Origin of the sequence: Pseudomonas sp. TWR1-1-4 (assembly GCF_049897165.1) — a bacterium.
GTDB classification, from domain to species: domain Bacteria; phylum Pseudomonadota; class Gammaproteobacteria; order Pseudomonadales; family Pseudomonadaceae; genus Aquipseudomonas; species Aquipseudomonas canadensis.
Genome location: NZ_JAFCVS010000003.1, coordinates 694,226 through 717,192, shown reverse-complemented (window position 1 = coordinate 717,192; position 22,967 = coordinate 694,226). Strand labels below are relative to the sequence as shown.

Sequence of the window (22,967 nt, the reverse complement as noted above, 5' to 3'; positions counted from 1 at the left end):
CTGTGGCTCGACGACGTTCTGAGCTGCGAAGGGGTTCAGAGCCCCACGCATAAAAAAATCGGAATCCTTAGCGGATTCCGATTTTTTTTGACGACTGCATTACAGATCGGGGTCTTCAACCCCCGTATACACATCCGAATCCTTATACAAATCGTGTACATGGCGCACCAGTACCATGATCACCGCCGCCACCGGCAGCGCCAGCAAGATACCCGTAAAGCCAAACAGCTCACCGCCCGCCAGGATCGCAAAGATCACTGCCACCGGGTGCAGGCCGATTCGATCACCCACCAGCAACGGCGTCAGCACCATGCCTTCGAGGGCCTGGCCGACCATGAACACCGCCACGATCCCCAGCATCGGGTAGAGGTCGCCGCCAAACTGGAACAGCCCCGCCACCAATGCCGCGCCGATACCGATCACAAAGCCCATATACGGCACGATTGCGGCAAGGCCGGCAATCAGGCCGATTAACAGGCCCAGCTCCAGGCCGATGGCCATCAAGCCAGCGGCGTAGATGATCCCCAGGGCCAGCATCACCAGCAATTGGCCGCGCACAAAGGCGCCAAGCACTTCATGACACTCCTCGGCCAGAGACACGATGCGCTCTTCGCGATTACGCGGCAGCAGGCTGCGAATCTTGGCCATCATGATGTCCCAGTCGCGCAGCAGGTAGAACGCCACTACCGGGATCAGCACCAGGTTGGTCAGCCAGCCGATCAACGCCAGGCTCGACGCCGTGGCCTGACTGAGGACCACACCGACGATATCGGTGGTCTGCCCCATATGCTCGCTGATGGCCGCCTTGACCTTGTCGAACTTCCAGAAGCCATCCGACAACCCCAATTTCGCCTGCGCCCACGGCATCGCTGTGTGCTGCAACCAATCGAGCATCTGCGGTGCCAGCTCATACAGGCGGAACAGTTGCTTGGCCAGCATCGGCACCAGCACCAGCACCAACGCCGTGATGATCAAGGTAAACAGGGCGAACACTGCCACTACGCCCCAGGTTCGCGACAACCCGGCTTTTTCCAGGCGATCCACCACCGGATCGAACAGATAGGCCAGCAGCAACGCAACCAGGAACGGCGTCAGGATCGAATGCAGCAGGAACACAAACGCGCACAGCAGGACAATCCCGCCAAGCCACACCCAACGACGCGTATCGGCCATAAACCACTCCACCTATATAAAGAAGAAAACTGCTACCAACGAAAACGCAGTTGCGCCTGAGGTTCGGGAGCAACCGCAGGCTGAGTGCCGTCTACTACAGGCTGCTGGACCGGCGCTTCACCTGCGGGAATCTCCTGCAATTTGGCCAGGCTCAACTGGGTACGCAATTGATCAGCACTGCCATTGACGCGGTACACGATGCGATTGCCATCCACTAACTGCGGCTGACCGCCAAACGGCTCCAGCAGATGACCCAGTGCGGCATAACGCTCCAAGGTCATGCCCTGCACTTCCAGCAATTGTTCGGTGCTCACGCCGGGTTTGACCGCAAAGCGTGGCGCGAGCTTTTGGCTGACCGCCAGCATCACCGCGTCGGCCACAGCGCCGGTGTCGGCCCCTTGCGCGGTGCCCTGCTCGCTCTTGTCGCCCAGCCACAGGCGCCATTTGGCTTGCCATTGGCTGCCTTCCTGGCGCGCATGCACGGCCAGCAAAGCGTCGGCGCCGTAACGCTCGGAGGCGGCGCGCAACGGTGTGGCGTCAGCACTTTCCAGGTTCGGTGCGGTGGCGACCACCTGCTCATCCAGGTCGCCCAGCGGCAGGCGCAGCGGCAAGCCACGGTGTTGCGCGGCACGGCGCAGCGCCTGGGCGACGGTCTGGCCATCACCCACCAGGCTGCTGCCTTCGGTGGAGTCGTTCAGCCACCAGCCAAGGATCGACGGCCGATTGCTGCCCCAGATCGACAAGCCCGCTTCGCGCAGGACGCGATCAGTGCTTACCGGGTCGAAATCCACTTGCAGGCTTTCCGGCGGGCCGGCGTCGTAGCCGTACTGGCTGATGATTTGTTGCGGATCTTTACGAACGGCCGCCAAACCTGGGCCCTCGGCGGCCTTGGCGTCGCCGGTCAGGCGGATCACCAGGGTCTGCACTGCACGCTGGGTGGCCTGGTCGCGCTCTTGGGGCGACTGGCTGCTGACGGGTTCGAGTACTTGATAAAGGCCATTGAGGGTTTCGGCATGACTCGCCAGGCTGACCAACGACAAGCAGCCTACAAAGAAGAATTTACACAGACGCATGGAAGATTCCCGAACGACAAATTTAGCGGCTGGAACAGACCGCGTGAACTCGGTTTGCCAAGGCTGTGACCACGGCGACCGATAAAACATTCACAGGGTCTTGGTAAGTTTTCGTACTGTCACAACGCTAGCGCAGTAAAGGCTATACCTTAATACGCGCCAAAGCAGACCCGATTAGCATTTTTTTAACGCCATATGCCCCTGCCCGTCGGCCCGAGGATGGCCGCTGCCCCTCAAGCCTGATAAAATCGCGCGCCTTCGCAGACCGTCAACGGCGTGGCCTTTATAAAAGCCCCCGCCCGCTCGGTCGTTACCCCTGAATCCCCCCTAAAGGCCTGGATCATGAGCAAGCAACCCTCCCTGAGCTACAAGGACGCCGGTGTAGACATCGACGCCGGTGAAGCATTGGTCGAACGCATCAAGAGCGTCGCCAAGCGCACTGCGCGCCCCGAAGTCATGGGCGGCCTGGGCGGTTTTGGCGCCCTCTGCGAAATCCCGGCCGGCTACAAGCAGCCTGTCCTGGTGTCCGGCACCGACGGCGTGGGCACCAAGCTGCGCCTGGCACTGAACCTGAACAAGCACGACACCATTGGTATCGACCTGGTTGCCATGTGCGTCAATGACCTGGTGGTGTGCGGCGCAGAGCCGCTGTTCTTCCTGGACTACTACGCCACCGGCAAGCTGAACGTGGACACCGCTGCACAAGTGGTGACCGGTATCGGCGCTGGCTGCGAGCTGTCGGGTTGCTCCCTGGTCGGCGGCGAAACCGCTGAAATGCCAGGCATGTACGAAGGCGAAGACTACGACCTGGCCGGCTTCTGCGTCGGCGTCGTGGAAAAAGCCGAAATCATCGACGGCTCCAAGGTTGCCGCCGGTGACGCCCTGCTGGCCCTGCCTTCTTCCGGCCCGCACTCCAACGGTTACTCGCTGATCCGCAAGATCATCGAAGTGTCCGGCGCCGAGATCGAGAACACCCAACTCGACGGCAAGCCGCTGACCGACCTGCTGATGGCCCCGACCCGCATCTACGTCAAGCCTCTGCTCAAGCTGATCAAGGACACTGGCGCCGTCAAGGCCATGGCCCACATCACCGGCGGCGGCCTGCTGGACAACATCCCGCGCGTGCTGCCAAAAGGCGCCCAGGCCATCGTTGACGTGGCCAGCTGGCAGCGTCCGGCAGTATTCGACTGGCTGCAAGAGAAAGGCAACGTCGACGAAACCGAGATGCACCGCGTGCTGAACTGCGGCGTAGGCATGGTCATCTGCGTGGCGCAAGAGCACGTTGAAACCGCGCTGAACGTCCTGCGTGAAGCTGGCGAGCAGCCTTGGGTCATCGGTCAGATCGCCACTGCCGCCGAAGGCGCGGCCCAGGTCGAACTGAAGAACCTCAAGGCTCACTGATGCCTGAGACCTGTGATGTCGTGGTGCTGCTTTCCGGCACCGGCAGTAACTTGCAGGCCCTGATCGACAGCACGCACACCGGCGACAGCCCGGTGCGCATTGCTGCGGTGATCTCCAACCGCAGCGACGCCTACGGCCTGCAACGCGCCAGGGACGCGGGCATCGACACCCGCTCGCTGGATCACAAGGCTTTCGACGGTCGCGAGGCCTTCGACAGCGCCTTGATCGAACTGATCGACGCCTTCAACCCCAAACTCGTGGTACTCGCCGGTTTCATGCGCATCCTCAGCGCTGACTTCGTGCGGCATTACGCAGGGCGCCTGCTCAATATCCACCCTTCCCTGCTGCCCAAATACAAAGGCATGCACACGCACCAGCGTGCGCTCGATGCCGGCGACAGCGAGCACGGCTGCAGCGTGCACTTTGTCACCGAGGAACTCGATGGCGGGCCTCTGGTCGTACAGGCAGTGGTTCCGGTAGAGTCTGACGACTCGGCGCAGACGCTTGCGCAACGGGTTCACACCCAGGAACACAGGATTTACCCGCTGGCGGTGCGCTGGTTTGCCGAGGGGCGGTTGATTCTTGGCGACCAGGGTGCATTATTGGACGGTCAGTTACTCGCGGCCAGCGGCCACTTGATTCGAACCTAGGAGATTTTATGCGTCGCGCTTTGCTCTTCGCTTTTGCGCTGTTCGCCTTGCCAACGGTGCAAGCAGCAGACCTTCACCCTTTCTCCGTCAGCTACACCGCCGACTGGAAACAGTTGCCCATGAGTGGCTCGGCTGAACGCAGCCTGGCCAAGAATGGCGATGGCACCTGGACCTTGAACTTCAAGGCTTCCATGATGATCGCCAGCCTCACCGAAACCAGCGTGATCCTGTTTGACAAGGACGCCCTGCAACCGAAGAGCTACACCTTCGAGCGCGGTGGCCTGGGCAAGGCGAAGAAGATCAACCTGGACTTCGACCAGACCGCCAAGAAAGTCACCGGCTTTGAAAACAAGGACGCGGTCAACGTGCCCCTGCAAAGCGGTATGCTCGACAAGTCGACCTACCAGTTGGCCCTGCAGCGCGATGTGGCGGCCGGCAAGAAGAGCATGAGCTACAACGTGGTGGAAGGCACCGACGTCGACACCTACGACTTCCGCGTGATTGGCCCGGAAAAGGTCCAGACCAAGGTGGGCTCCATCGACGCGATCAAGGTCGAGCGCGTGCGTGACCCGACTCAGAGCAAGCGCATCACCCAGATGTGGTTTGCCAAGGACCAGGGCGGCATCCTGGTTGCCCTGCGTCAGGTGGAAACCGATGGCAAGGAATACAACATCATGCTGCAGGACGGTACCGTTGACGGTAAGGCTGTCAAAGGTAGCTGATAGGTAACTGGAACAAAGAGCCTCGCGAATGCGGGGCTTTTTTTCGCCTGTCGATTGGGTTCCACCCTGACGCGAACATGAAACTTTTGTCATAAAACTCAGCGCCCTGCGAGGCAATGTCGCGATTTACGCGGCCTGCAGGACTGTTGCATTTGCTGCAATGAATTGTTGCGCGAAAAGTCGGTTTACTTAGCAAGCTAACAAATCATATAACAAAGGCCTGCGACGACTTGCCGCAGATCCACCAGAGATTGGAGCAAGCAGATGACTGTAAAAGTAACTGAACGCGACGACGAACATATGTCCCACGAAGCACTGGGCCATGGGATTCACATCTGGGATGTACACCAACAAGACCTGTTGGTCGGCATGTTTCACAACGAGAGCGACGCTCATAATTATAAAAACGAGCTCGAAGCCCTTGAGATGAGACGCCAGGCACAAGGCTCCTGAGACTCTGAAATTCGGCAGGCATCCAGCCCCACACAGCAGTTGGATTGCCTGCAAACAAAAACCCCGCCTTTTGAGCGGGGTTTGTTGCTTCTACAGCCTTACCACATCAGATCATCCGGGATCTGGTAGGCCGCGTACGGATCATCCTCGTCCGGCACCTGGCTCTCCGTCAGGATATTGAGCTGCACGATACGCTCCGGTGCGCGCTCCTGGATCTTCAGCGCCGCCTCGCGCGGGATCACCTCGTAGCCGCCGCCGTGGTGCACGATAGCCAGGGAGCCGTTGCTCAGCTTGTTGCGCATCAGGGTGTTGACCGACAGGCGCTTGACCTTCTTGTCATCCACGAAGTTGTAGTAGTCCTCAGTGGTCAGCTTGGGCAGCCGCGAAGTCTCGATCAGTTGCTTGACCTGGGCGGTGCGGGCCTTGGCCTCGGCTTTTTCCTGCTGCTGGCGGTTCAGTTCCTGGTCGCGCTTGACCTTCTCGGCGTGCGCCTCGGCCGCCAGGCGGGCCTGGGTGTCATCCGCCTCGATTTGGCCTTTGTGGACCAGGCGCTGCTGCTTCTGTTTCTCTTTGCCGACCTGCTTGGCCTGCTTTTGGTTGACCAGACCTGCTTTGAGCAACTGGTCGCGAAGGGAAAGGCTCATGGTGCTTACTCACTTAGGCAACTGCTCAACCGCAGCTGGACACATTCTTTTCCTGACGTTTGGCTTCGCCCCACAGGGCGTCCATCGTTTCGAGGGTGCAATCTTCTATGGATTGGTGCGTATCGCGCAATGCCTGTTCGATAAATCGGAAGCGTCGTTCGAACTTGGCATTGGCGCCACGCAGCGCGGTTTCCGGGTCGACCTTGAGGTGACGGGCCAGGTTGACCGCCGCGAACAGCAGATCACCGACCTCATCGGCAATGGCCACCGAATCGTTGTCGGCCATGGCTTCGAGCACCTCATCCAGCTCTTCGCGCACGTTATCCACCACCGGCAGGGCCGACGGCCAGTCGAAGCCGACCTGGCTGGCGCGCTTCTGCAATTTGGCGGCACGAGACAGGGACGGCAGCGCCGTGGGCACATCGTCCAGCAGGGAGAGCTGCTCCGGCGCATCGGATTTTTCCGCACGCTCCTCGGCCTTGATCTGCTCCCAGCGTTCCTTGACCTGTTCTTCACTCAGCTGCGGGATATCCAGCGGTGCATACAGATCGCCGGTAGGAAACACGTGCGGATGACGCCGGATCAGCTTGCGCGTGATGCTGTCGATCACACCGGCGAATTCGAAGCGCCCTTCTTCGCGCGCCAACTGGCTGTAATACACCACCTGGAACAGCAGGTCGCCCAGCTCGCCTTGCAGATGATCGAAGTCGCCGCGCTCGATGGCGTCGGCCACTTCATAGGCTTCTTCCAGGGTGTGCGGGACGATGGTCGCGTAGGTTTGCTTGATGTCCCACGGGCACCCGTATTGCGGGTCCCGCAGGCGATTCATCAGGTGTAGCAGGTCTTCCAGCGAATACATCGACTCACTCATGGGGTACGGTTACGGCGTGTCTCAATGATGTTCGGCAACTGGGAAATCCGCCCCAGCAACCGCCCCAATGCGTCCAACCCCGGAATCTCGATCGTCAGGGACATCAACGCGGTGTTGTCCTCTTTGTTCGAGCGGGTGTTGACCGCCAGCACGTTGATCCGCTCGTTGAGCAGCACTTGCGACACGTCACGCAGCAAGCCGGAACGGTCGTAGGCGCGAATAATGATGTCCACCGGGTAGGTGAGCACCGGCACCGGGCCCCAGCTGACCTGGATGATCCGCTCCGGCTCACGGCCGCCCAGTTGCAGCACCGAGGCGCAGTCCTGGCGGTGAATGCTCACGCCACGGCCCTGGGTGATGTAGCCGACGATGGCGTCACCCGGCAACGGCTGGCAGCAGCCGGCGATTTGGGTCATCAGGTTGCCCACGCCCTGGATCTGGATATCGCCGCGCTTGCCGGGTTTGTAGCCGGTGGCCTTGCGTGGGATCAGCTCCAGCTGTTCGCTGCCGCGCTCCGGCTCGACCAGTTGCTGGGCCAGGTTGACCAGTTGGGCCAGGCGCAGATCGCCGGCACCAAGGGCGGCGAACATGTCTTCGGCGATCTTCATGTTGGCTTTTTCGGCCAACTTGTCGAAGTCTACCTGGGGCAAACCGAGGCGCCCCAGTTCGCGTTCAAGCAAGGTTTTACCGGCGGCGACGTTTTGGTCGCGCGCCTGCAATTTGAACCAGTGGACGATCTTCGCCCGTGCCCGCGACGTGGTGATGTAGCCCAGGTTCGGGTTCAGCCAGTCGCGGCTCGGCGTGCCGTGCTTGCTGGTGATGATCTCGACCTGTTCACCGGTCTGCAGGCTGTAGTTGAGCGGCACGATGCGCCCGTTGATCTTGGCGCCCCGGCAGTTGTGGCCGATCTCGGTATGCACACGGTAGGCAAAGTCCAGCGGCGTCGCACCCTTGGGCAAGTCGATGGCGTGACCGTCCGGGGTGAAGATGTAGACCCGGTCAGGCTCGATATCCACGCGCAGCTGTTCGGCCAGGCCGCCGATATCGCCGAGTTCTTCGTGCCATTCCAGCACTTGGCGCAGCCAGGAGATCTTCTCTTCGTACTGGTTGGACCCGGCCTTGACGTCAGTGCCCTTGTAGCGCCAGTGCGCACACACCCCCAGTTCGGCCTCTTCGTGCATGGCGTGGGTGCGGATCTGCACTTCCAGCACCTTGCCCTCGGGGCCGATCACCGCGGTGTGCAACGAGCGGTAGCCGTTTTCCTTGGGGTTGGCGATGTAGTCGTCAAACTCCTTGGGAATGTGCCGCCACAAGGTGTGGACAATACCGAGCGCGGTGTAGCAGTCGCGCATTTCCGGTACCAGCACGCGCACGGCCCGTACGTCGTAGATCTGGCTGAAGGCCAGGCCCTTGCGCTGCATTTTGCGCCAGATGGAATAGATGTGCTTGGCACGACCGCTGATGTCGGCATCGACGCCGGTGGCCTGCAACTCGGAACGCAACTGGCCCATCACGTCGGTAATGAAGCGCTCGCGGTCCAGCCGCCGCTCGTGCAGCAGCGTGGCGATCTGTTTGTATTGATCGGGTTCGAGGTAGCGGAAGGACAAGTCCTCCAGCTCCCACTTGATATGGCCGATACCCAGGCGGTGCGCCAGCGGCGCATAGATATCGAAGACTTCGCGGGCAACGCGGTTGCGCTTCTCGTCGTCGGCAGTCTTCACCGCACGGATCGCACAGGTACGCTCGGCCAGCTTGATCAGGGCGACACGCACGTCGTCGACCATCGCCACCAGCATCTTGCGCAGGTTCTCGACCTGGCCCTGGGTGCCCAGCACCATGGACTGGCGCGGGCTGAGGCTGGCGCTGATGGCGGCCATGCGCAGCACGCCGTCGATCAACTTGGCTACCACGGCGCCGAAACGCTGGCTGACGGTGGGCAACGGGATGTGCCCTTCACGCACGCCGCGATAGAGCACGGCGGCGATCAGTGAATCCTGGTCCAGCTTGAGATCGGCGAGGATCTCGGCGATTTCCAACCCGGTGCGAAAGCTCGAAGTGCCTTCTGCCCACAGGTTCTTGGCCGCATTGTCTTGCTGCTCAGACTCGCGAGCGAACTCGCAGGCTGCTTTCAAGGCTTCACGGTCCAGTGCCGGGTCGACACTGATGGCATGATCCAGCCATGCCTCGAGATTGATACTGCCGTCGGTGTTGATCGGCTGGTGTGCTCTCACCTGTACCATCTTGCTTACCTTCCCTACGACGCACCTTTGATGCGCCAGAATTCATCGCCGACCTTCTACTGCTCCCTGGCAGATCACAGGCCCTGGAGACGACAGGCCGGTCGGATTAAACGGGCATCCTAGCCCGCTTCAAATAACGCCATCGCCTCGACATGCGCGGTTTGCGGAAACATGTCGAGGATCCCGGCACGTTTTAGCCGGTAGCCTTGCTTGACCAACTCAACTGTATCCCGCGCCAGCGTGGCCGGGTTGCAGGACACATACACCAGACGCTTGGCTCCCAGGGTCGCGAGCTTGCGCACAACCTCCAGGGCACCATCACGGGGTGGGTCCAAGAGTACCGCAGAAAAGCCCTGTTTGGCCCATTCCGCGTCAGTCAAAGGCTGGGACAAATCGGCCTGAAAAAACTGCGCATTATGCAAATCGTTGCTGACAGCGTTGACGGCCGCGCGGTCCACCATGGTCTGCACGCCTTCCACCGCCACCACTTCACGCACTTGGCGCGCCAGTGGCAGGGCAAAGTTGCCCAGGCCGCAAAACAGGTCCAGCACCCGTTCGTCGGGTTGTGGCGCCAGCCAATCCAGGGCCTGGGCGACCATAGCCTCGTTGACGCCGGCGTTGACCTGCACAAAATCGCCAGGTCGGTATGCCAGCTCCAGCCCCCACTGTTCCAATCGAAAACCCAAGACTGAATCGACTTCGACCGGCTCAGGTTGACCCTCGCCATGCAGCCACAATTGGGCTTCATGGAAGGCGCAGAATTCCTTCAACACCTGCAGATCCGCTTCCGATAACGGCGCCATGTGCCGCAGCAACACGGCGATCGACGTACCGCTGAACAACTCCACATGCCCCAAGGCCTGCGGTTTGCTCAAGCGCCGCAACATATTCGGCAGGCGCTGCATGATCGGTTGCAAGGCCTGTACCAGCACGGGGCAATCGTCGATGGCGACGATGTCCTGGCTGGCCACGGCGCGAAAACCTACTTCCAGCTGTTTCGCCTTGGCATCCCAGCGCACGGCGACGCGGGCTCGGCGACGGTAGCCGAACTCCGGCCCACTCAACGGTGCGGCCCACTCTTGCGGTTCGACACCGGCCACACGGGACAGTTGCTCGGCGAGCATGCGCTGTTTCAGGGCAAGTTGTTCGCCGTGGGGCAAATGCTGCACGCTGCAACCGCCGCAGCGGCCAACATGGGCGCACGGCGCCGGGCGGCGCAGTTCGCTGGCCTTGAGCACGCGCTCGGTGCGCGCCTCGACGATCTTGCCGTGAGCCCCCAACACTCGCGCTTCAACTTCTTCGCCGGCCAGCGCGCCATTCACGAACCAGGTGCGGCCTTCAAAGAACACAATGCCCCTGCCGTCATTGGCCAGGCGCTCGATGGTCAGGCGTTGTTTCTTGCCCACAGGGATTTGCGGGGCCCGGCTGCCGCCCGTCGGTTGGAAGCGCAGGCCTCTCTCGTGCTTGGCCATCAGTTGGGTTCGTCGAAGATGCCGGTCGACAGGTAGCGGTCGCCTCGGTCACAGATGATCGCGACGATCACCGCGTTTTCCACTTCTTGGGACAAGCGCAACATGCCGGCCACCGCGCCCCCGGACGACACGCCGCAGAAAATACCTTCTTCACGGGCCAGGCGGCGGGTGGTGTCTTCGGCTTCACGCTGAGCCATGTCGATGATGCGGTCCACGCGAGTCGAATTGTAAATCTTCGGCAGATACTCTTCGGGCCAGCGGCGAATACCGGGAATGGCCGAGCCTTCCATCGGTTGCAGGCCGACGATCTGGATCGCCGGGTTCTGCTCCTTCAGGTAGCGGGAGTTGCCCATGATGGTGCCGGTGGTGCCCATGGAGCTGACGAAATGGGTGATCGTACCCTGGGTCTGGCGCCAGATTTCCGGGCCGGTGGTGGTGTAGTGCGCCTCCGGGTTGTCACCGTTGGCGAACTGATCCAGCACCAGGCCACGGCCTTCGGCGGCCATGCGCTCGGCCAGGTCCCGTGCGCCTTCCATGCCCTCTTCCTGGGTCACCAGGATCAGCTGGGCGCCGTAGGCGGTCATCGCCGCCTTGCGTTCGGCGCTGCCGTTGTCGGGCATGATCAGGATCATCTTGTAGCCCTTGATCGCGGCGGCCATGGCCAAGGCGATCCCGGTGTTACCCGAAGTGGCTTCGATCAGGGTGTCGCCGGGCTTGATCTGCCCGCGCAGCTCGGCGCGGGTGATCATCGACAGCGCCGGGCGGTCCTTTACGGAACCGGCCGGGTTGTTCCCTTCGAGCTTGAGCAACAGGGTATTGCTGGTTTCACCCGCCATGCGTTGCAAGCGGACCAGGGGCGTGTTGCCGACGCAATCGGCGATTGTAGGGTACTGCAAGGTCATGGCGTATTCGCAATCCAGACTGCGGGGGCGAACATCATACCGGGAAAGGCCGGCGGGCCATATCACGCAAAGTGCGGACCTTATGGCTAAAAGGAATAAGCCACCGAATGGTCACCGCTGTCCATGGTTGCGCTGGAACACGTCAGGCCCCATCGCCGCAATCTGGCCGTCGATCAACGCATCGAAGGGTTTGAGCAAGGGTGCAAACGAAGCTGGCGATTCCAGGACCTCCAGCGCCTGCACAATCGCCTCCACTGTCGACAGCGCACCGGGGCCGGGGGCCTTGCGCAACCGATAACGGGACACCGCACTGTCGGCCAACGCGACCCTTGGCAACGCCGCCAATAGCGGGTTGAGGTGCAAAAGCTTGCGCGCCTTGCGCCAAGTGCCGTCGGGAACCACCAGCAGCAGCGGCTGATCTTCGGGCGCGTACACCTTTAATGGCTGGGCGTCGTCAGCCGGAAACAGCAACCGAGCCTGGTAGCCGGGCACGTTCAACAACGTCGGCAAGTCTTCAAACACCTCCCCTACTACCAACTGCGCGTTGTTCAAACCCAACGCCGCCAGCCGTGCGGTATTCAACGCATGGTTGACCTCGCTCGGGTGCTGCAACAGCAACACCCGCGTGCGACTGTCGAGATTGGGGATCAACGCGCACAGACAGTGGGCGACAGGCCTGAGGCAACGGGAACATTGGGGTCTGGACATGGTTTATCAGGCCTGGTTTAGCTGGGCTTTGAGTAAGTCGCGGAAGGTCTGGATCAGCGGTTCGCGGCTGCGGCCTCGACGCATGATCATCGAGAACGGCGCCTGATAGCCGAAGGTCGCCGGCAGCAACACACGCAGGTCGCCCTTATCGGCCCAGGCCTGGGCATAGTGCTCGGGCAGGTAGCCGATGTAGGCGCCGGACAGCACCAGGATCAGCTGCGCCTCCATACTCTCCACGGTGGCTGCGCTGTGCTTGAAGCCGTGGCGTGCCAACTCGGCCTGGCTCCAATAGCCGCGACCGACCATCCGTTGCTGCGTGATCACCTGCTCGGGAATGCGCCGTTCATTGAATAAAGGATGCCGCGTGCTGCAATACAGCCAGTGCTGCTCGCGGTACAACGGCATGTAGATCAGCCCGCTCATGCGGTTGGAAAACGCGCCGATGGCCAAGTCCAGGCGGTTGTCCTGCACGCCCAGTTGCAGCTCATAAGGGCTCATCACCGACAGATGCAAGTGCACCGCCGGGTGTTCCAGGCTGTAGGCGCCGATCACTTCGGCGAAGGGCAACGCTTTGTCGCTGACCGTGGAGTCCAGCACACCCAGTTTCAGCGTGCCGCGCAACTCGCCCTTCAACGCGGCGGCGTATTGCTCGAAACCTTCCAGCTCGCCCAGCAGACGCAAGGTCTCTTGATGAAACAATTCGCCTTTGCTGGTGAGGCTGAACCCGCCACGCCCGCGATGACACAGCACCAGGCCCAACGCCGCTTCCAGCTGGCTCATGTACGTGCTGATGGCCGATGTGGACAGGTTGAGTTCGTGCTGGGCATTGGCAAACCCCTGATGCCGCACGACGCTGACGAAGATGCGCAGGAGTTTCAGGTCGGGCAAGGCGTTGGCCATGAGGCCTCCAAAAACGCGGTAATTGTAGGAGCGAGCTTGCTCGCGAAAAACCTGAGAGCGCCGTGTAGAACCAGATGCGCTGCGTCATCGTTGACGGTTTTCGCGAGCAAGCTCGCTCCTACAAAGGTTGGGACCAGTTTACCTCAGGCAATAGTTTAGAAAAATCTGAACTAAGTATTTGCCCCTGCCGATTCTTTCGTTTCCATGTATTTCGCAGAATCGGCCCCTAACAAACAAAACAACGATGAGGCACTCCCGTGGACAAGATTTTCCACCAACCACTGGGCGGCAACGAAATGCCGCGCTTCGCCGGCATCGCCACCATGATGCGTCTTCCCCACCTGCAAACGGCCAAGGGCCTGGACGCCGCCTTTGTCGGCGTGCCCCTGGACATCGGCACCTCGCTGCGCGCCGGCACCCGCTTCGGGCCGCGTGAAATCCGCGCCGAATCCGTGATGATCCGCCCTTACAACATGGCCACCGGCGCCGCGCCGTTCGACTCGCTGTCGGTGGCCGACATCGGCGACGTGGCGATCAACACCTTCAACCTGCTCGACGCCGTGCGCATCATCGAAGAAGCCTACGACGAGATTCTCGAACACGACGTGATCCCGCTGACCCTGGGCGGCGACCACACCATCACGCTGCCGATCCTGCGGGCGATCCACAAGAAACACGGCAAGGTCGGGCTGGTGCACATCGATGCCCACGCCGACGTCAACGACCATATGTTCGGCGAGAAAATCGCCCACGGCACCACCTTCCGCCGCGCGGTAGAAGAAGGTTTGCTCGATTGCGACCGTGTGGTACAGATCGGCCTGCGCGCCCAGGGCTACACCGCCGAAGACTTCAACTGGAGCCGTAAACAGGGCTTCCGTGTGGTTCAGGCAGAAGAATGCTGGCACCACTCCCTCGCGCCGTTGATGGCCGAAGTGCGTGAAAAAGTCGGCGGCGGCCCGGTGTACCTGAGCTTTGACATCGACGGCATCGACCCCGCCTGGGCTCCGGGCACCGGCACTCCGGAAATCGGAGGGCTGACCACCATCCAGGCGATCGAAATCATCCGTGGCTGCCAGGGCCTCGACCTGATTGGTTGCGACTTGGTAGAAGTTTCGCCGCCTTACGACACCACCGGCAACACCTCGCTATTGGGCGCCAACTTGCTGTACGAGATGCTCTGCGTGCTGCCTGGCGTGGCACATCGCTGATGAGCGCCCACGAAGTACTGCAAGCCGCCGCCGACCTGGTGGCGGCCTTCGCCCGCAATGACCGCGCCGCCTACTTCGGCGCGTTCACGGCGGACGCCAGCTTCGTGTTCTACACCCTGCCCCAGCCGCTGCTCAGTCGCGACGCCTACCAGGCGTTGTGGGACAGCTGGCGCCGGGATGAGGGGTTCGAGGTGCTGTCCTGCACCTCGAGCAACGCCTTTGTCAGCCTGCAAGGTGACGTGGCGATTTTCATGCATGACGTGGCCACCGAGCTGCGCATGAACGGGGAGCAATTCAAAAGCCAGGAACGCGAGACCATTGTCTTCAAACGGCAAGGGCTTGGCGCAGAACAACAAGAAGGCCTGTGGCTGGCCTGTCACGAACATTTGTCCGCTATGCCGGAAGGGCTGCCGCCCCCTTAGCCAATGTGATCGGAGCAGATCATGAATAATAAAAACAACGATAAAAGTATTCGCAAGATAGAAACCAACGGGGTCGAGCAGATCCCGGACCACGAGCGTACCGCCGGCCCCAAGGATCTGTTCCGACTGATCTTCGGCGGTGCCAATACCTTTGCCACCGCCGTGCTGGGTTCTTTCCCCGTACTGTTCGGTTTGTCGTTCCAGGCGGGTGTCTGGGCGATTGTGCTGGGCGTGCTGGTGGGTGCGCTGATCCTGGCGCCCATGGGCCTGTTCGGGCCGATCAATGGCACCAACAACGCCGTGTCTTCAGGTGCGCACTTTGGCGTGCACGGGCGGATTGTCGGCTCGTTTCTCTCGCTGCTGACGGCGATTGCCTTCTTCTCACTGTCGGTGTGGAGTTCAGGCGACGCGCTGGTGGGCGGTGCGAAACGCCTGATTGGCTTGCCGGAAACCGACCTGAGCCTGGGCCTGGCCTACGGGGTGTTCGCGATCCTGGTGCTGACCGTGTGCATCTACGGTTTTCGCTTCATGCTGTGGGTCAATCGCATTGCGGTGTGGGCCGCGAGCCTGCTGTTCCTGCTGGGGATCTTCGCGTTCGCGCCGGCCTTCGACAGCCACTTCGCCGGCACTGTCGCCCTGGGTCAGACCGGCTTCTGGGCGGCGTTCATCGGCGCTGCATTGGTCGCCATGAGCAACCCGATTTCCTTCGGCGCGTTCTTGGGTGACTGGTCGCGCTACATCCCGCGTGAGACGCCGAAAATACGCATCATGCTGGCGGTGATCCTGGCGCAAATCGCGACCTTGATCCCCTTCCTGTTCGGCTTGGCCACCGCGACCATCGTGGCGATCAAGGCACCGGACTACATCGCAGCCAACAACTATGTCGGCGGTTTGCTGGCGGTGGCACCGAGCTGGTTCTTTCTGCCGGTGTGCCTGATCGCCGTGATCGGCGGTATGTCTACCGGCACTACTTCGCTGTATGGCACCGGGTTGGACATGTCCAGCGTGTTTCCACGCCTGCTGTCGCGGGTCAAGGCCACGTTGCTGATCGGGGTGATGTCGATTGCCTTCATCTTTATCGGACGTTTCGCCGCCAACCTCGTGCAAAGCGTGTCGACCTTCGCCGTGCTGATCATCACCTGCACCACGCCGTGGATGGTGATGATGATCATCGGCCTGATCGTGCGTCGCGGCTTCTATTGCCCGGATGACCTGCAGGTGTTCACGCGTGGAGAAACCGGCGGCCGCTACTGGTTCAGCCATGGCTGGAACTGGCGCGGGCTGGGGGCCTGGATCCCGAGTGCGCTGGTGGGCCTGTGCTTCGTCAACCTGCCGGGGCAGTTTGTCGGGCCGCTGGGCAATCTGGCGGACGGCATTGATATCAGCCTGCCGGTGACGCTGGGGCTGGCCTCGGTGGTGTACCTGACCTTGCTTCGGGTGTTCCCGGAACCGGCGGCTGTTTATGGGCCGGCCGACTCTCGCAGCAAGCGCACGGATGCGCGCGTTAAACCGGCGCTGCAACAAGCCGCCTGATCCTCATAAAAAAGATAATCGGAGAACCGCCGTCATGGCTTTGGATTTATTCGTCGTACTCATCTACGCCGCCGGCATGCTCGTGCTCGGCTACTACGGCATGCGCCGCGCCAAGACCCACGAAGACTACCTGGTGGCCGGGCGCAACCTGGGCCCGTCGTTGTACATGGGCACCATGGCCGCCACGGTATTGGGCGGTGCGTCCACCGTCGGCACCGTGCGGCTGGGCTACGTGCATGGCATCTCCGGCTTCTGGCTGTGTGCCGCGCTGGGCATGGGCATCATCGCGCTGAACCTGTTCCTGGCCAAGCCACTGTTGAAACTGAAGATCTTCACCGTGACCCAGGTGCTGGAAAAACGCTACAACCCGATGGCCCGCCAGGCCAGCGCCGTGATCATGCTGGCCTACGCGCTGATGATCGGCGTGACCTCGATCCTCGCCATCGGCACCGTGCTGCAGGTGCTGTTCGGCCTGCCGTTCTGGATCTCGGTACTGCTCGGCGGTGGCGTGGTGGTGGTGTACTCCACCATCGGCGGCATGTGGTCGCTGACCCTCACTGACATCGTGCAGTTCGTGATCAAGACCGTCGGCCTGATGTTCATCCTGCTGCCGATCTGCCTGTACCGCGTCGGCGGCTGGGACGAACTGGTGGCCAAGCTGCCCGCATCGAGCTTCAGCTTCACCGCGATCGGTTGGGACACGATCATCACCTACTTCATGATCTACTTCTTCGGCATCCTGATCGGCCAGGACATCTGGCAACGGGTGTTCACCGCCCGTGACGAAAAGGTCGCCAAGTACGCAGGCACTTTCGCCGGTTTCTACTGCATCCTCTACGGCCTGGCCTGTGCATTGATCGGCATGGCCGCGCATGTGCTGATCCCGGACCTGGATAACGTCAACAATGCGTTTGCCGCTATTGTGAAAGTGTCGCTGCCGGACGGCATCCGCGGCCTGGTGATTGCCGCGGCACTGGCCGCGATGATGTCCACCGCCAGCGCCGGCTTGCTCGCCGCCTCCACCGTACTGACCGAAGACCTGCTGCCGCGCCTGCGTGGCGGCAAGCAGTCGAGCCTGGCCATCAACCGCCTGTTCACGATGCTGACCGGTATTGCCGTGCTAGGTATCGCACTGGTGGTGAGCGATGTGATCAGCGCCTTGACCCTGGCCTACAACCTGTTGGTGGGCGGTATGTTGATCCCGCTGATCGGCGCGATCTTCTGGAAACGCGCGACCACCTCGGGCGCCATTACGTCCATGACCCTCGGCTTTGTGACGGCGTTGGTGTTCATGATCAAGGATGGCTTGGATGCGAACACGCCGATCTATTACAGCCTGGCGATTGGGCTGGTGAGTTTTGTGGTGGTGAGTTTGCTGTCGCGCCGGCCAGAGGGTGTGGCGGCCAACGCGGTTTAAGATACAAAGAGGTTTAGAGCGGTTTCTTCAGCGGGCGCGACGTCGGATGTCGTGCCCGTTTTTTTACTCAGCATTCCGGCTGGCTTCTTCAAACAAATCTGCGCAAGATTTACAGCCAAAATACTGCTCGGTTATAGGGCATTCGATTTCCCCTGTCGCCCCCGCCCTCACCCGCCAAGTACACACTTTGCCGCGAGACTTTAGCGTGCCTTCAAGGTAACAAGGTGCCCAGTCGTACTCGTCATGCAGCGTGCGTGCGTCAATAGGTTCAGCGCGCTTGAAGAAGGACGCGACTTGTCGCTCATCCAACGTAACGTCGCTGGGTCGACAGCGCTCCGGTTCTTCGGAGTGAAAACCCGAGATAGCGATGTTGTCGATATCTGGAGCGGAAGCCGCGCACCCGGCGAGTATCCCCCACATGCCCAACAACCCTCGCCGCAGGTTCATTGCCACACCGCGCTGCTGGCTTCACCCGGATGTTTGTAGGAGATTTGCGGATGCGTGTAGACGTCCTCCGGTGTCAGGCGGAAATGGCCATACAACTCAGCCACCAACCACCGCAGGGATTGATTCTGTATAGCGGTCACGTCCTCGTAACGGGCAGCATCCAGATGCTTGCCGACCAGTTCAATTCCCAAAGAGTCCGCGTTCATCGGGTATCGCTCAGGGTAGTCCTTGGTGCGCTCATAGCGGTCCAGCGCTCGAATCTGCAAGGTCCAAGTGAGTGCCTGGATAGGTTGGATTTGAGCGGTATCGCACGTCGCCTTATCCGTTGCCAGGCACTTGGAGCGCAGGTAACGCCCAACGTGGTAACAGCGTTTTTTGAGGCTCGCCGTCTGATAGATCACGCCATTTTTCTCGATGAGAAAGTGCGCTCCATTGCCCTTGGCAACGTAAGCATTAAAGGTGTGTTGCGCCGTCGAAGCGTCCGTCTGGTGGACTACCAAAGCGCTCACGCTACGCAAATCCCCATGCTCAATCGTTGGAAACCGACGGAGTTCGACTCTGTCGGAAATCAACATGCCTTCGCTATCAATGCTCGACATTCCAATGCCCATTCATCCATGTGAAGGCAAAAATATAGAAGGACGAACCTGGAAAAGGGCACGGATGACAAAATAAGAAGAAGGTTCTGACAATGAGGCATGCCTCGTCAGGCAATTGCGGACACTAAGAAATTTACGGCGAATACAGCCTGATGACAGGGACCGAACACGCCCTGAAGAACGACCCGAGATAACAGCGCCCGCGCGATTCAATCACGTGAGCGCTTCCAGGACTTACCTGCGACGTGGGCGACGTTGCTCGTCATCGGTGCGAATCGGCACGGGTTGCAGTGGGGGCTCGATCAAGCCCAGTGCAACACCCAGATCATGGAGCCAGTTTTGAATTTTCTCTTTCATGGTTGCCCCCTTTGAGGGTAATGCTGGTAGGCGCAAGTTCTGTCGCCCTTTCCTACACTGATAGTAGCCCTAAGTCCTACGTAATGCTTGAACGAAACCACAACGAACTATTACTGAATTCATCAAAATCCTGACGGATCGTTCAAGCAATGGCGCGGGTGTCTTGCAGGACCGCAGTCTTGCTGGCTTGCTGCAGGTCGATCCATGCGTTGAGGTTAGCGCCGAGCATACCCTTTCGCCACATGAGCCAGGTGGTCGCAGTGGCAAAAGGCCCTGTCAGCGGATGAACGGACACGCTGTCCTTGCCTGGCAGGCTCTCAAGCATGGATTCGGACATCAACGCCACCCCGGAGCCAGCGATCACGCACGCCAGCATGCCCTGATAAGACTCGATCTCAATTGCCCGCCCCATGGCCACGCGCTCGTGGGAAAACCAGGTTTCCAGGCGCGTGCGATAGGCGCAACTACGACGGAAGGTGAACACCGAGCGTCCCGCAACATCCTGGGGCCCTCGCACAGGCGGGTGGTCGGCCTCGCAAATAAGCACCAGGCGCTCTTCACACAGAGGCACACCGTCCAGGGAAGCGATGGTAATGGGGCCGTCCACAAATGCCGCATCCAGACGGCCAGTAATCAGGCCTTCGAGCAACTCACCGCTGGGCGCCGATTGCACCTGCAGATTCACCATCGGGTAAGCCTTGTGATAGCCCGCCAGCAGCTTCGGCAAATGCACCGCCGCCGTGCTGTACATGCTGCCTACCACAAAATCGCCGGCCGGTTGCCCGCCTTGCACCGCGCCGTGGGCTTCATCATGCAGGGCCAGCAGACGGGTGCTGTAGTCCAGCAACACCTTGCCGGCCGGAGACAGCTGCAAGCGCTGACGCTCGCGCACAAACAGCTCTACACCGAGCTGCTCCTCCATTTGCTTGAGGCGTGTCGACAGGTTAGACGGCACTCGATGCAAGCGGTCCGCCGCGCGCGTGATGGAGCCCTCTTCCGCCACCGCCTGGAAAATGCGCAATTGACTGAACTCCATACCTTTCTCCAAAACTGAACAAGTTACTCACTATTATTCATTTTTACAGAAAGTCAATCCGCTTTAGCCTGAGGGTATTCGTTTACCCGCAGGAAAACTGACCATGTCTCCATTAGTCCGCTTACTCGCCAGCTTTGTCGCCCTGATGATGGCGATGGGGATTGGCCGCTTCGCCCTCACCCCCCAAATGCCCCATCTGCTCAGTGAAGGGCAGATCGACCTGACCGGCGCCGGCCTGATCGCCGCCGCCAACTACCTGGGCTACTTCGTCGGCGCGGTGGATTCGATCTTCGCACGCAGCCACCACCATGTCCGTGGGCGCTTATATGGCGGGTTGTGGTTGTGTGTACTGCTGACGCTCGCGTCGTACTGGGCCCACGGGTTCTGGCCGCACCTGTTGCTGCGCTTTGGCACCGGGGTCGCGAGTGCCTGGGCCCTGGTGATGATCACCAGCCTGAGCCAGCCGCTGGCGATTGCCGCCGGGCGTGCGCGCATGGGTGCCTTGGTCTTTGCCGGACCGGGGCTGGGGATTTTGTTGACTGGCTTACTGGCGTTGGGATCGAACCTGATGGGGCAAAATTCGGGCACATTGTGGCTGGTGTATGGCGGGGTGGCGCTGGTGATGTTGCTGGCCATCTTGCCTTTCCTGCCGAAGCCCTCCGCCAGCGGCACGCCCGTTGTCGGCCAGACCGATGGTGGCAGCAACGGCAGCATCGCGCACTTGTGCTGGATCTATGTGCTGTATGGTCTTGGCTACATCATTCCGGCGACGTTCCTGTCGCAGATGGCCAGCGCGCAATTCAAGGGTGCCTGGCAAGCTGATCTGTTCTGGCCGTGCTTTGGCTTGGCCGCCGCGATTGGCGTGGTAGTGGCGACCCTGCGCCGCAAGGACCCAGACACCACTCGCCGCTGGCTGATGACTACATTGTGGCTGCAAGCGGCCGGGGTGTTTGCCTGCTTGCTGGGCAATGGCTGGGGCCTGGCACTGGGGGTGTTGCTGTGCGGCGGACCGTTCCTGGCTTGCATGCAGTTGGTGATGGCCCGCCTGCGGGACGTTGCCCCCCACGGCTATCAGCGCAGCACCGGACTGCTGACCGCCAGCTTCGCCATCGGCCAATTGAGCGGCCCGTTACTGGCCTCGGTCAGCAGCCATCTGAGTGGCGGGCTGCAACCGGCACTGGTAGTCGCCGGCGCCGGATTACTGGTGGCGGGCTCGATTCTGGTCAGCCGGCAACCAGCGGCGCAGGCACGCGCAGCTGTTCACGCCGCGCCAACACCAGGAAAAACAGCCCACCCAGGAAGCAGCCGGTAAACCAGGCGAAGTTGGCCATGCCCTGCAACGCCGGGATAAAGGTGATCGCGACGCCCACCAGCGTCGCGGGCACCAGCGCCTTGACCGCCGTCCAGTTCACGCCGCCGTCGAAGTAGTAGCGCCCGCTGGGGCTGTCATCGAACAACGCGTCCACATCGATCTGCTGTTTTTTGATCAGGTAGAAATCCACCAGCAGAATGCCGAACAGTGGCCCAATGAAGGCCGCGAGAATATCCAGGGTGTAGTGGATCATCAACGGGTTATTGAACAGGTTCCACGGTGTGATGAAGATCGACGCCACGGCGGCGATCATCCCGCCCGCGCGCCAGCTGATTTTGCTCGGCGCGACGTTGGCGAAGTCAAAGGCTGGGGACACGAAGTTGGCGACGATATTGATGCCGATGGTTGCGGTGACAAAAGCAAAGGCGCCCAGCAACACCGCCATGCTGTTATCGATGCGCGAAACCGTGGCGATCGGGTCATGCAGCATTTCGCCAAACACCGGCAAGGTGCCCGAGACTATCACCACGGTGACCAGGGAAAATGCCAGGAAATTCACCGGCAGCCCCCAGAAGTTGCCGCGCCGTACGTCCTGCATGCTGCGGCAGTAGCGGCTGAAGTCGCCGAAGTTCAGGGTCGGCCCGGAGAAGTACGACACCACCAACGCCGTCGCCACGATCACCTGACCGAATGCCTGCCAGCCCGACAGGGATTTTTCCGCCAGGGTGAAGCTGATGTTCGACCAGCCCGCCTTCCACACGATCCAACCCGCCAGGGCGAACATCACCGCATAGACCACCGGCCCGGCCCAATCGATAAAACGGCGGATGGACTCCATGCCGGCCCAGAACACCGCCGCTTGCAACAGCCACAGGCTGAGGAAACCAAACCAGCCAAGGTAAGACAAGCCCGCAAAATGCGGCTCCGCGTACACCGCCATCTGTGGGAAGAAACGCAGCACCACGATGATCAAGGCGCTCGACGCCAGGTACGTCTGAATCCCGTACCAGGCCACGGCGATCAAGCCGCGAATCACCGCAGGAATATTCGCGCCGAACACACCAAACGCCAGGCGACAGATCACGGGATAAGGCACAGCGGCTTGCTGACTCGGCTTGGCCACCAGGTTGGCGATCAGTTGCACAATGCAGATACCGGCGAGCAAGGCGATGAGTACTTGCCAACTGGCCAAGCCCAAGGCGAACAGGCTGGCGGCAAACACATAACCGCCGACGCTGTGCACGTCGCTCATCCAGAAAGCAAAGATGTTGTACCAGTTCCACTTTTGCGGCAGCGGGCCCAGGTCCTGGTTGTACAGGCGCGGGCTGTAGCCTTTGGGCAATTGTTCGGTCATCGCGGGGCTCCTCGAAATACCGGCCTGCGCTTCCGTCACGGGGATGCATACGGGAGGCGGCATGGTTTGTATA

General features: G+C 60.9%; 22 protein-coding genes and 1 pseudogene. 9 read left to right on the top strand and 14 right to left on the bottom strand.

The window, feature by feature from the left end; genetic code table 11:
• Nucleotides 1–99 precede the first annotated feature (99 nt).
• Together ACP7C6_RS11725 and ACP7C6_RS11720 are read right to left on the bottom strand one after the other, a co-directional pair.
• Nucleotides 100–1,173 carry an AI-2E family transporter gene (locus tag ACP7C6_RS11725; RefSeq protein WP_028617371.1) on the bottom strand — a complete coding sequence of 358 codons (1,074 nt, stop codon included), beginning with the start codon at nucleotides 1,171–1,173 and terminating at the stop codon, nucleotides 100–102.
• Nucleotides 1,174–1,205: 32 nt separating this feature from the next.
• Complete coding sequence (locus tag ACP7C6_RS11720) at nucleotides 1,206–2,246, bottom strand: DUF2066 domain-containing protein (protein ID WP_426108768.1); 1,041 nt, start codon at nucleotides 2,244–2,246, stop codon at nucleotides 1,206–1,208.
• Between the two features lie 342 nt (nucleotides 2,247–2,588).
• Between ACP7C6_RS11720 and purM the strand changes: the two genes are divergently transcribed.
• The 4 genes from purM to ACP7C6_RS11700 all read left to right on the top strand — a co-directional run bounded on the left by purM (nucleotide 2,589) and on the right by ACP7C6_RS11700 (nucleotide 5,472).
• Complete coding sequence (gene purM, locus ACP7C6_RS11715) at nucleotides 2,589–3,647, top strand: phosphoribosylformylglycinamidine cyclo-ligase (protein WP_016976515.1); 1,059 nt, start codon at nucleotides 2,589–2,591, stop codon at nucleotides 3,645–3,647.
• Entirely contained in the window at nucleotides 3,647–4,297 is a 651-nt protein-coding gene (purN, locus tag ACP7C6_RS11710; protein WP_426108767.1) for a phosphoribosylglycinamide formyltransferase, read from the top strand. The genes purM and purN overlap by 1 nt, the downstream gene beginning before the upstream one ends.
• Before the next feature lie 8 nt (nucleotides 4,298–4,305).
• A complete protein-coding gene (locus tag ACP7C6_RS11705; protein WP_028617374.1) occupies nucleotides 4,306–5,019 on the top strand; it encodes a DUF3108 domain-containing protein in 714 nt (237 codons plus the stop codon).
• A gap of 264 nt (nucleotides 5,020–5,283) precedes the next feature.
• Complete coding sequence (locus ACP7C6_RS11700) at nucleotides 5,284–5,472, top strand: hypothetical protein (RefSeq protein WP_010208657.1); 189 nt, start codon at nucleotides 5,284–5,286, stop codon at nucleotides 5,470–5,472.
• Nucleotides 5,473–5,570: 98 nt separating this feature from the next.
• On the opposite strand, the gene ACP7C6_RS11695 is transcribed toward ACP7C6_RS11700, so the two are convergent.
• From ACP7C6_RS11695 to ACP7C6_RS11660, 8 genes and pseudogenes are all read right to left on the bottom strand, one after another.
• Nucleotides 5,571–6,116, bottom strand: coding sequence for a DUF2058 domain-containing protein (locus ACP7C6_RS11695; protein WP_028617375.1), 546 nt, complete (start codon nucleotides 6,114–6,116; stop codon nucleotides 5,571–5,573).
• Nucleotides 6,117–6,141: 25 nt separating this feature from the next.
• A complete protein-coding gene (gene mazG, locus ACP7C6_RS11690) occupies nucleotides 6,142–6,975 on the bottom strand; it encodes a nucleoside triphosphate pyrophosphohydrolase (protein ID WP_028617376.1) in 834 nt (277 codons plus the stop codon).
• A gap of 8 nt (nucleotides 6,976–6,983) precedes the next feature.
• Nucleotides 6,984–9,227, bottom strand: coding sequence for a GTP diphosphokinase (relA, locus tag ACP7C6_RS11685; protein WP_028617377.1), 2,244 nt, complete (start codon nucleotides 9,225–9,227; stop codon nucleotides 6,984–6,986).
• Nucleotides 9,228–9,346: 119 nt separating this feature from the next.
• Nucleotides 9,347–10,699 carry a 23S rRNA (uracil(1939)-C(5))-methyltransferase RlmD gene (gene rlmD / locus ACP7C6_RS11680; protein WP_426108766.1) on the bottom strand — a complete coding sequence of 451 codons (1,353 nt, stop codon included), beginning with the start codon at nucleotides 10,697–10,699 and terminating at the stop codon, nucleotides 9,347–9,349.
• Nucleotides 10,699–11,601 (bottom strand): cysteine synthase CysM, encoded by a 903-nt coding sequence (cysM, locus tag ACP7C6_RS11675; RefSeq protein ID WP_028617379.1) that lies wholly within the window; start codon nucleotides 11,599–11,601, stop codon nucleotides 10,699–10,701. Before cysM ends, rlmD begins: the two co-directional genes overlap by 1 nt.
• A 111-nt stretch (nucleotides 11,602–11,712) precedes the next feature.
• Nucleotides 11,713–12,309, bottom strand: coding sequence for a tRNA-uridine aminocarboxypropyltransferase (locus ACP7C6_RS11670; RefSeq protein WP_028617380.1), 597 nt, complete (start codon nucleotides 12,307–12,309; stop codon nucleotides 11,713–11,715).
• A 6-nt stretch (nucleotides 12,310–12,315) separates the two neighbouring features.
• Nucleotides 12,316–13,209 (bottom strand): LysR family transcriptional regulator, encoded by an 894-nt coding sequence (locus ACP7C6_RS11665; protein WP_028617381.1) that lies wholly within the window; start codon nucleotides 13,207–13,209, stop codon nucleotides 12,316–12,318.
• Nucleotides 13,210–13,217: 8 nt separating this feature from the next.
• A pseudogene (locus tag ACP7C6_RS11660) lies at nucleotides 13,218–13,319 on the bottom strand (outer membrane lipoprotein carrier protein LolA); the annotation flags it as partial.
• Nucleotides 13,320–13,466: 147 nt separating this feature from the next.
• Here ACP7C6_RS11660 and speB point away from each other — a divergent pair.
• From speB to ACP7C6_RS11640, 4 genes are read left to right on the top strand one after another with little or no spacing between them, the layout of a single operon-like run.
• Nucleotides 13,467–14,417, top strand: coding sequence for an agmatinase (speB, locus tag ACP7C6_RS11655; protein WP_065909690.1), 951 nt, complete (start codon nucleotides 13,467–13,469; stop codon nucleotides 14,415–14,417).
• The gene (locus tag ACP7C6_RS11650) at nucleotides 14,417–14,839 is read left to right on the top strand and encodes a YybH family protein (RefSeq protein WP_305382206.1); all 423 of its coding nucleotides are present in this window, start codon (nucleotides 14,417–14,419) and stop codon (nucleotides 14,837–14,839) included. The genes speB and ACP7C6_RS11650 overlap by 1 nt, the downstream gene beginning before the upstream one ends.
• Nucleotides 14,840–14,860: 21 nt before the next feature.
• Nucleotides 14,861–16,372, top strand: a complete 1,512-nt coding sequence (locus ACP7C6_RS11645; RefSeq protein WP_028617384.1) for a purine-cytosine permease family protein — start codon at nucleotides 14,861–14,863, stop codon at nucleotides 16,370–16,372.
• A 34-nt stretch (nucleotides 16,373–16,406) separates the two neighbouring features.
• On the top strand, nucleotides 16,407–17,789 hold the full coding sequence (locus ACP7C6_RS11640) for a sodium:solute symporter (RefSeq protein ID WP_028617385.1): 1,383 nt from the start codon (nucleotides 16,407–16,409) through the stop codon (nucleotides 17,787–17,789).
• 443 nt (nucleotides 17,790–18,232) lie between these two features.
• On the opposite strand, the gene ACP7C6_RS11635 is transcribed toward ACP7C6_RS11640, so the two are convergent.
• The 3 genes from ACP7C6_RS11635 to ptrR all read right to left on the bottom strand — a co-directional run bounded on the left by ACP7C6_RS11635 (nucleotide 18,233) and on the right by ptrR (nucleotide 20,228).
• The gene (locus ACP7C6_RS11635) at nucleotides 18,233–18,835 is read right to left on the bottom strand and encodes a peptidoglycan recognition protein family protein (protein ID WP_028617386.1); all 603 of its coding nucleotides are present in this window, start codon (nucleotides 18,833–18,835) and stop codon (nucleotides 18,233–18,235) included.
• Between the two features lie 234 nt (nucleotides 18,836–19,069).
• A complete protein-coding gene (locus tag ACP7C6_RS11630) occupies nucleotides 19,070–19,192 on the bottom strand; it encodes a PA1414 family protein (protein ID WP_003193089.1) in 123 nt (40 codons plus the stop codon).
• A 142-nt stretch (nucleotides 19,193–19,334) separates the two neighbouring features.
• Nucleotides 19,335–20,228 (bottom strand): putrescine utilization regulator PtrR, encoded by an 894-nt coding sequence (ptrR, locus tag ACP7C6_RS11625; RefSeq protein WP_122687305.1) that lies wholly within the window; start codon nucleotides 20,226–20,228, stop codon nucleotides 19,335–19,337.
• A gap of 103 nt (nucleotides 20,229–20,331) precedes the next feature.
• Between ptrR and ACP7C6_RS11620 the strand changes: the two genes are divergently transcribed.
• On the top strand, nucleotides 20,332–21,540 hold the full coding sequence (locus ACP7C6_RS11620) for an MFS transporter (RefSeq protein WP_028617388.1): 1,209 nt from the start codon (nucleotides 20,332–20,334) through the stop codon (nucleotides 21,538–21,540).
• Here the strand turns inward: ACP7C6_RS11620 and ACP7C6_RS11615 are convergent.
• A complete protein-coding gene (locus tag ACP7C6_RS11615; protein ID WP_028617389.1) occupies nucleotides 21,452–22,894 on the bottom strand; it encodes an NCS1 family nucleobase:cation symporter-1 in 1,443 nt (480 codons plus the stop codon). The two genes, ACP7C6_RS11620 and ACP7C6_RS11615, sit on opposite strands and share 89 nt — an antisense overlap.
• Nucleotides 22,895–22,967: the final 73 nt, after the last annotated feature.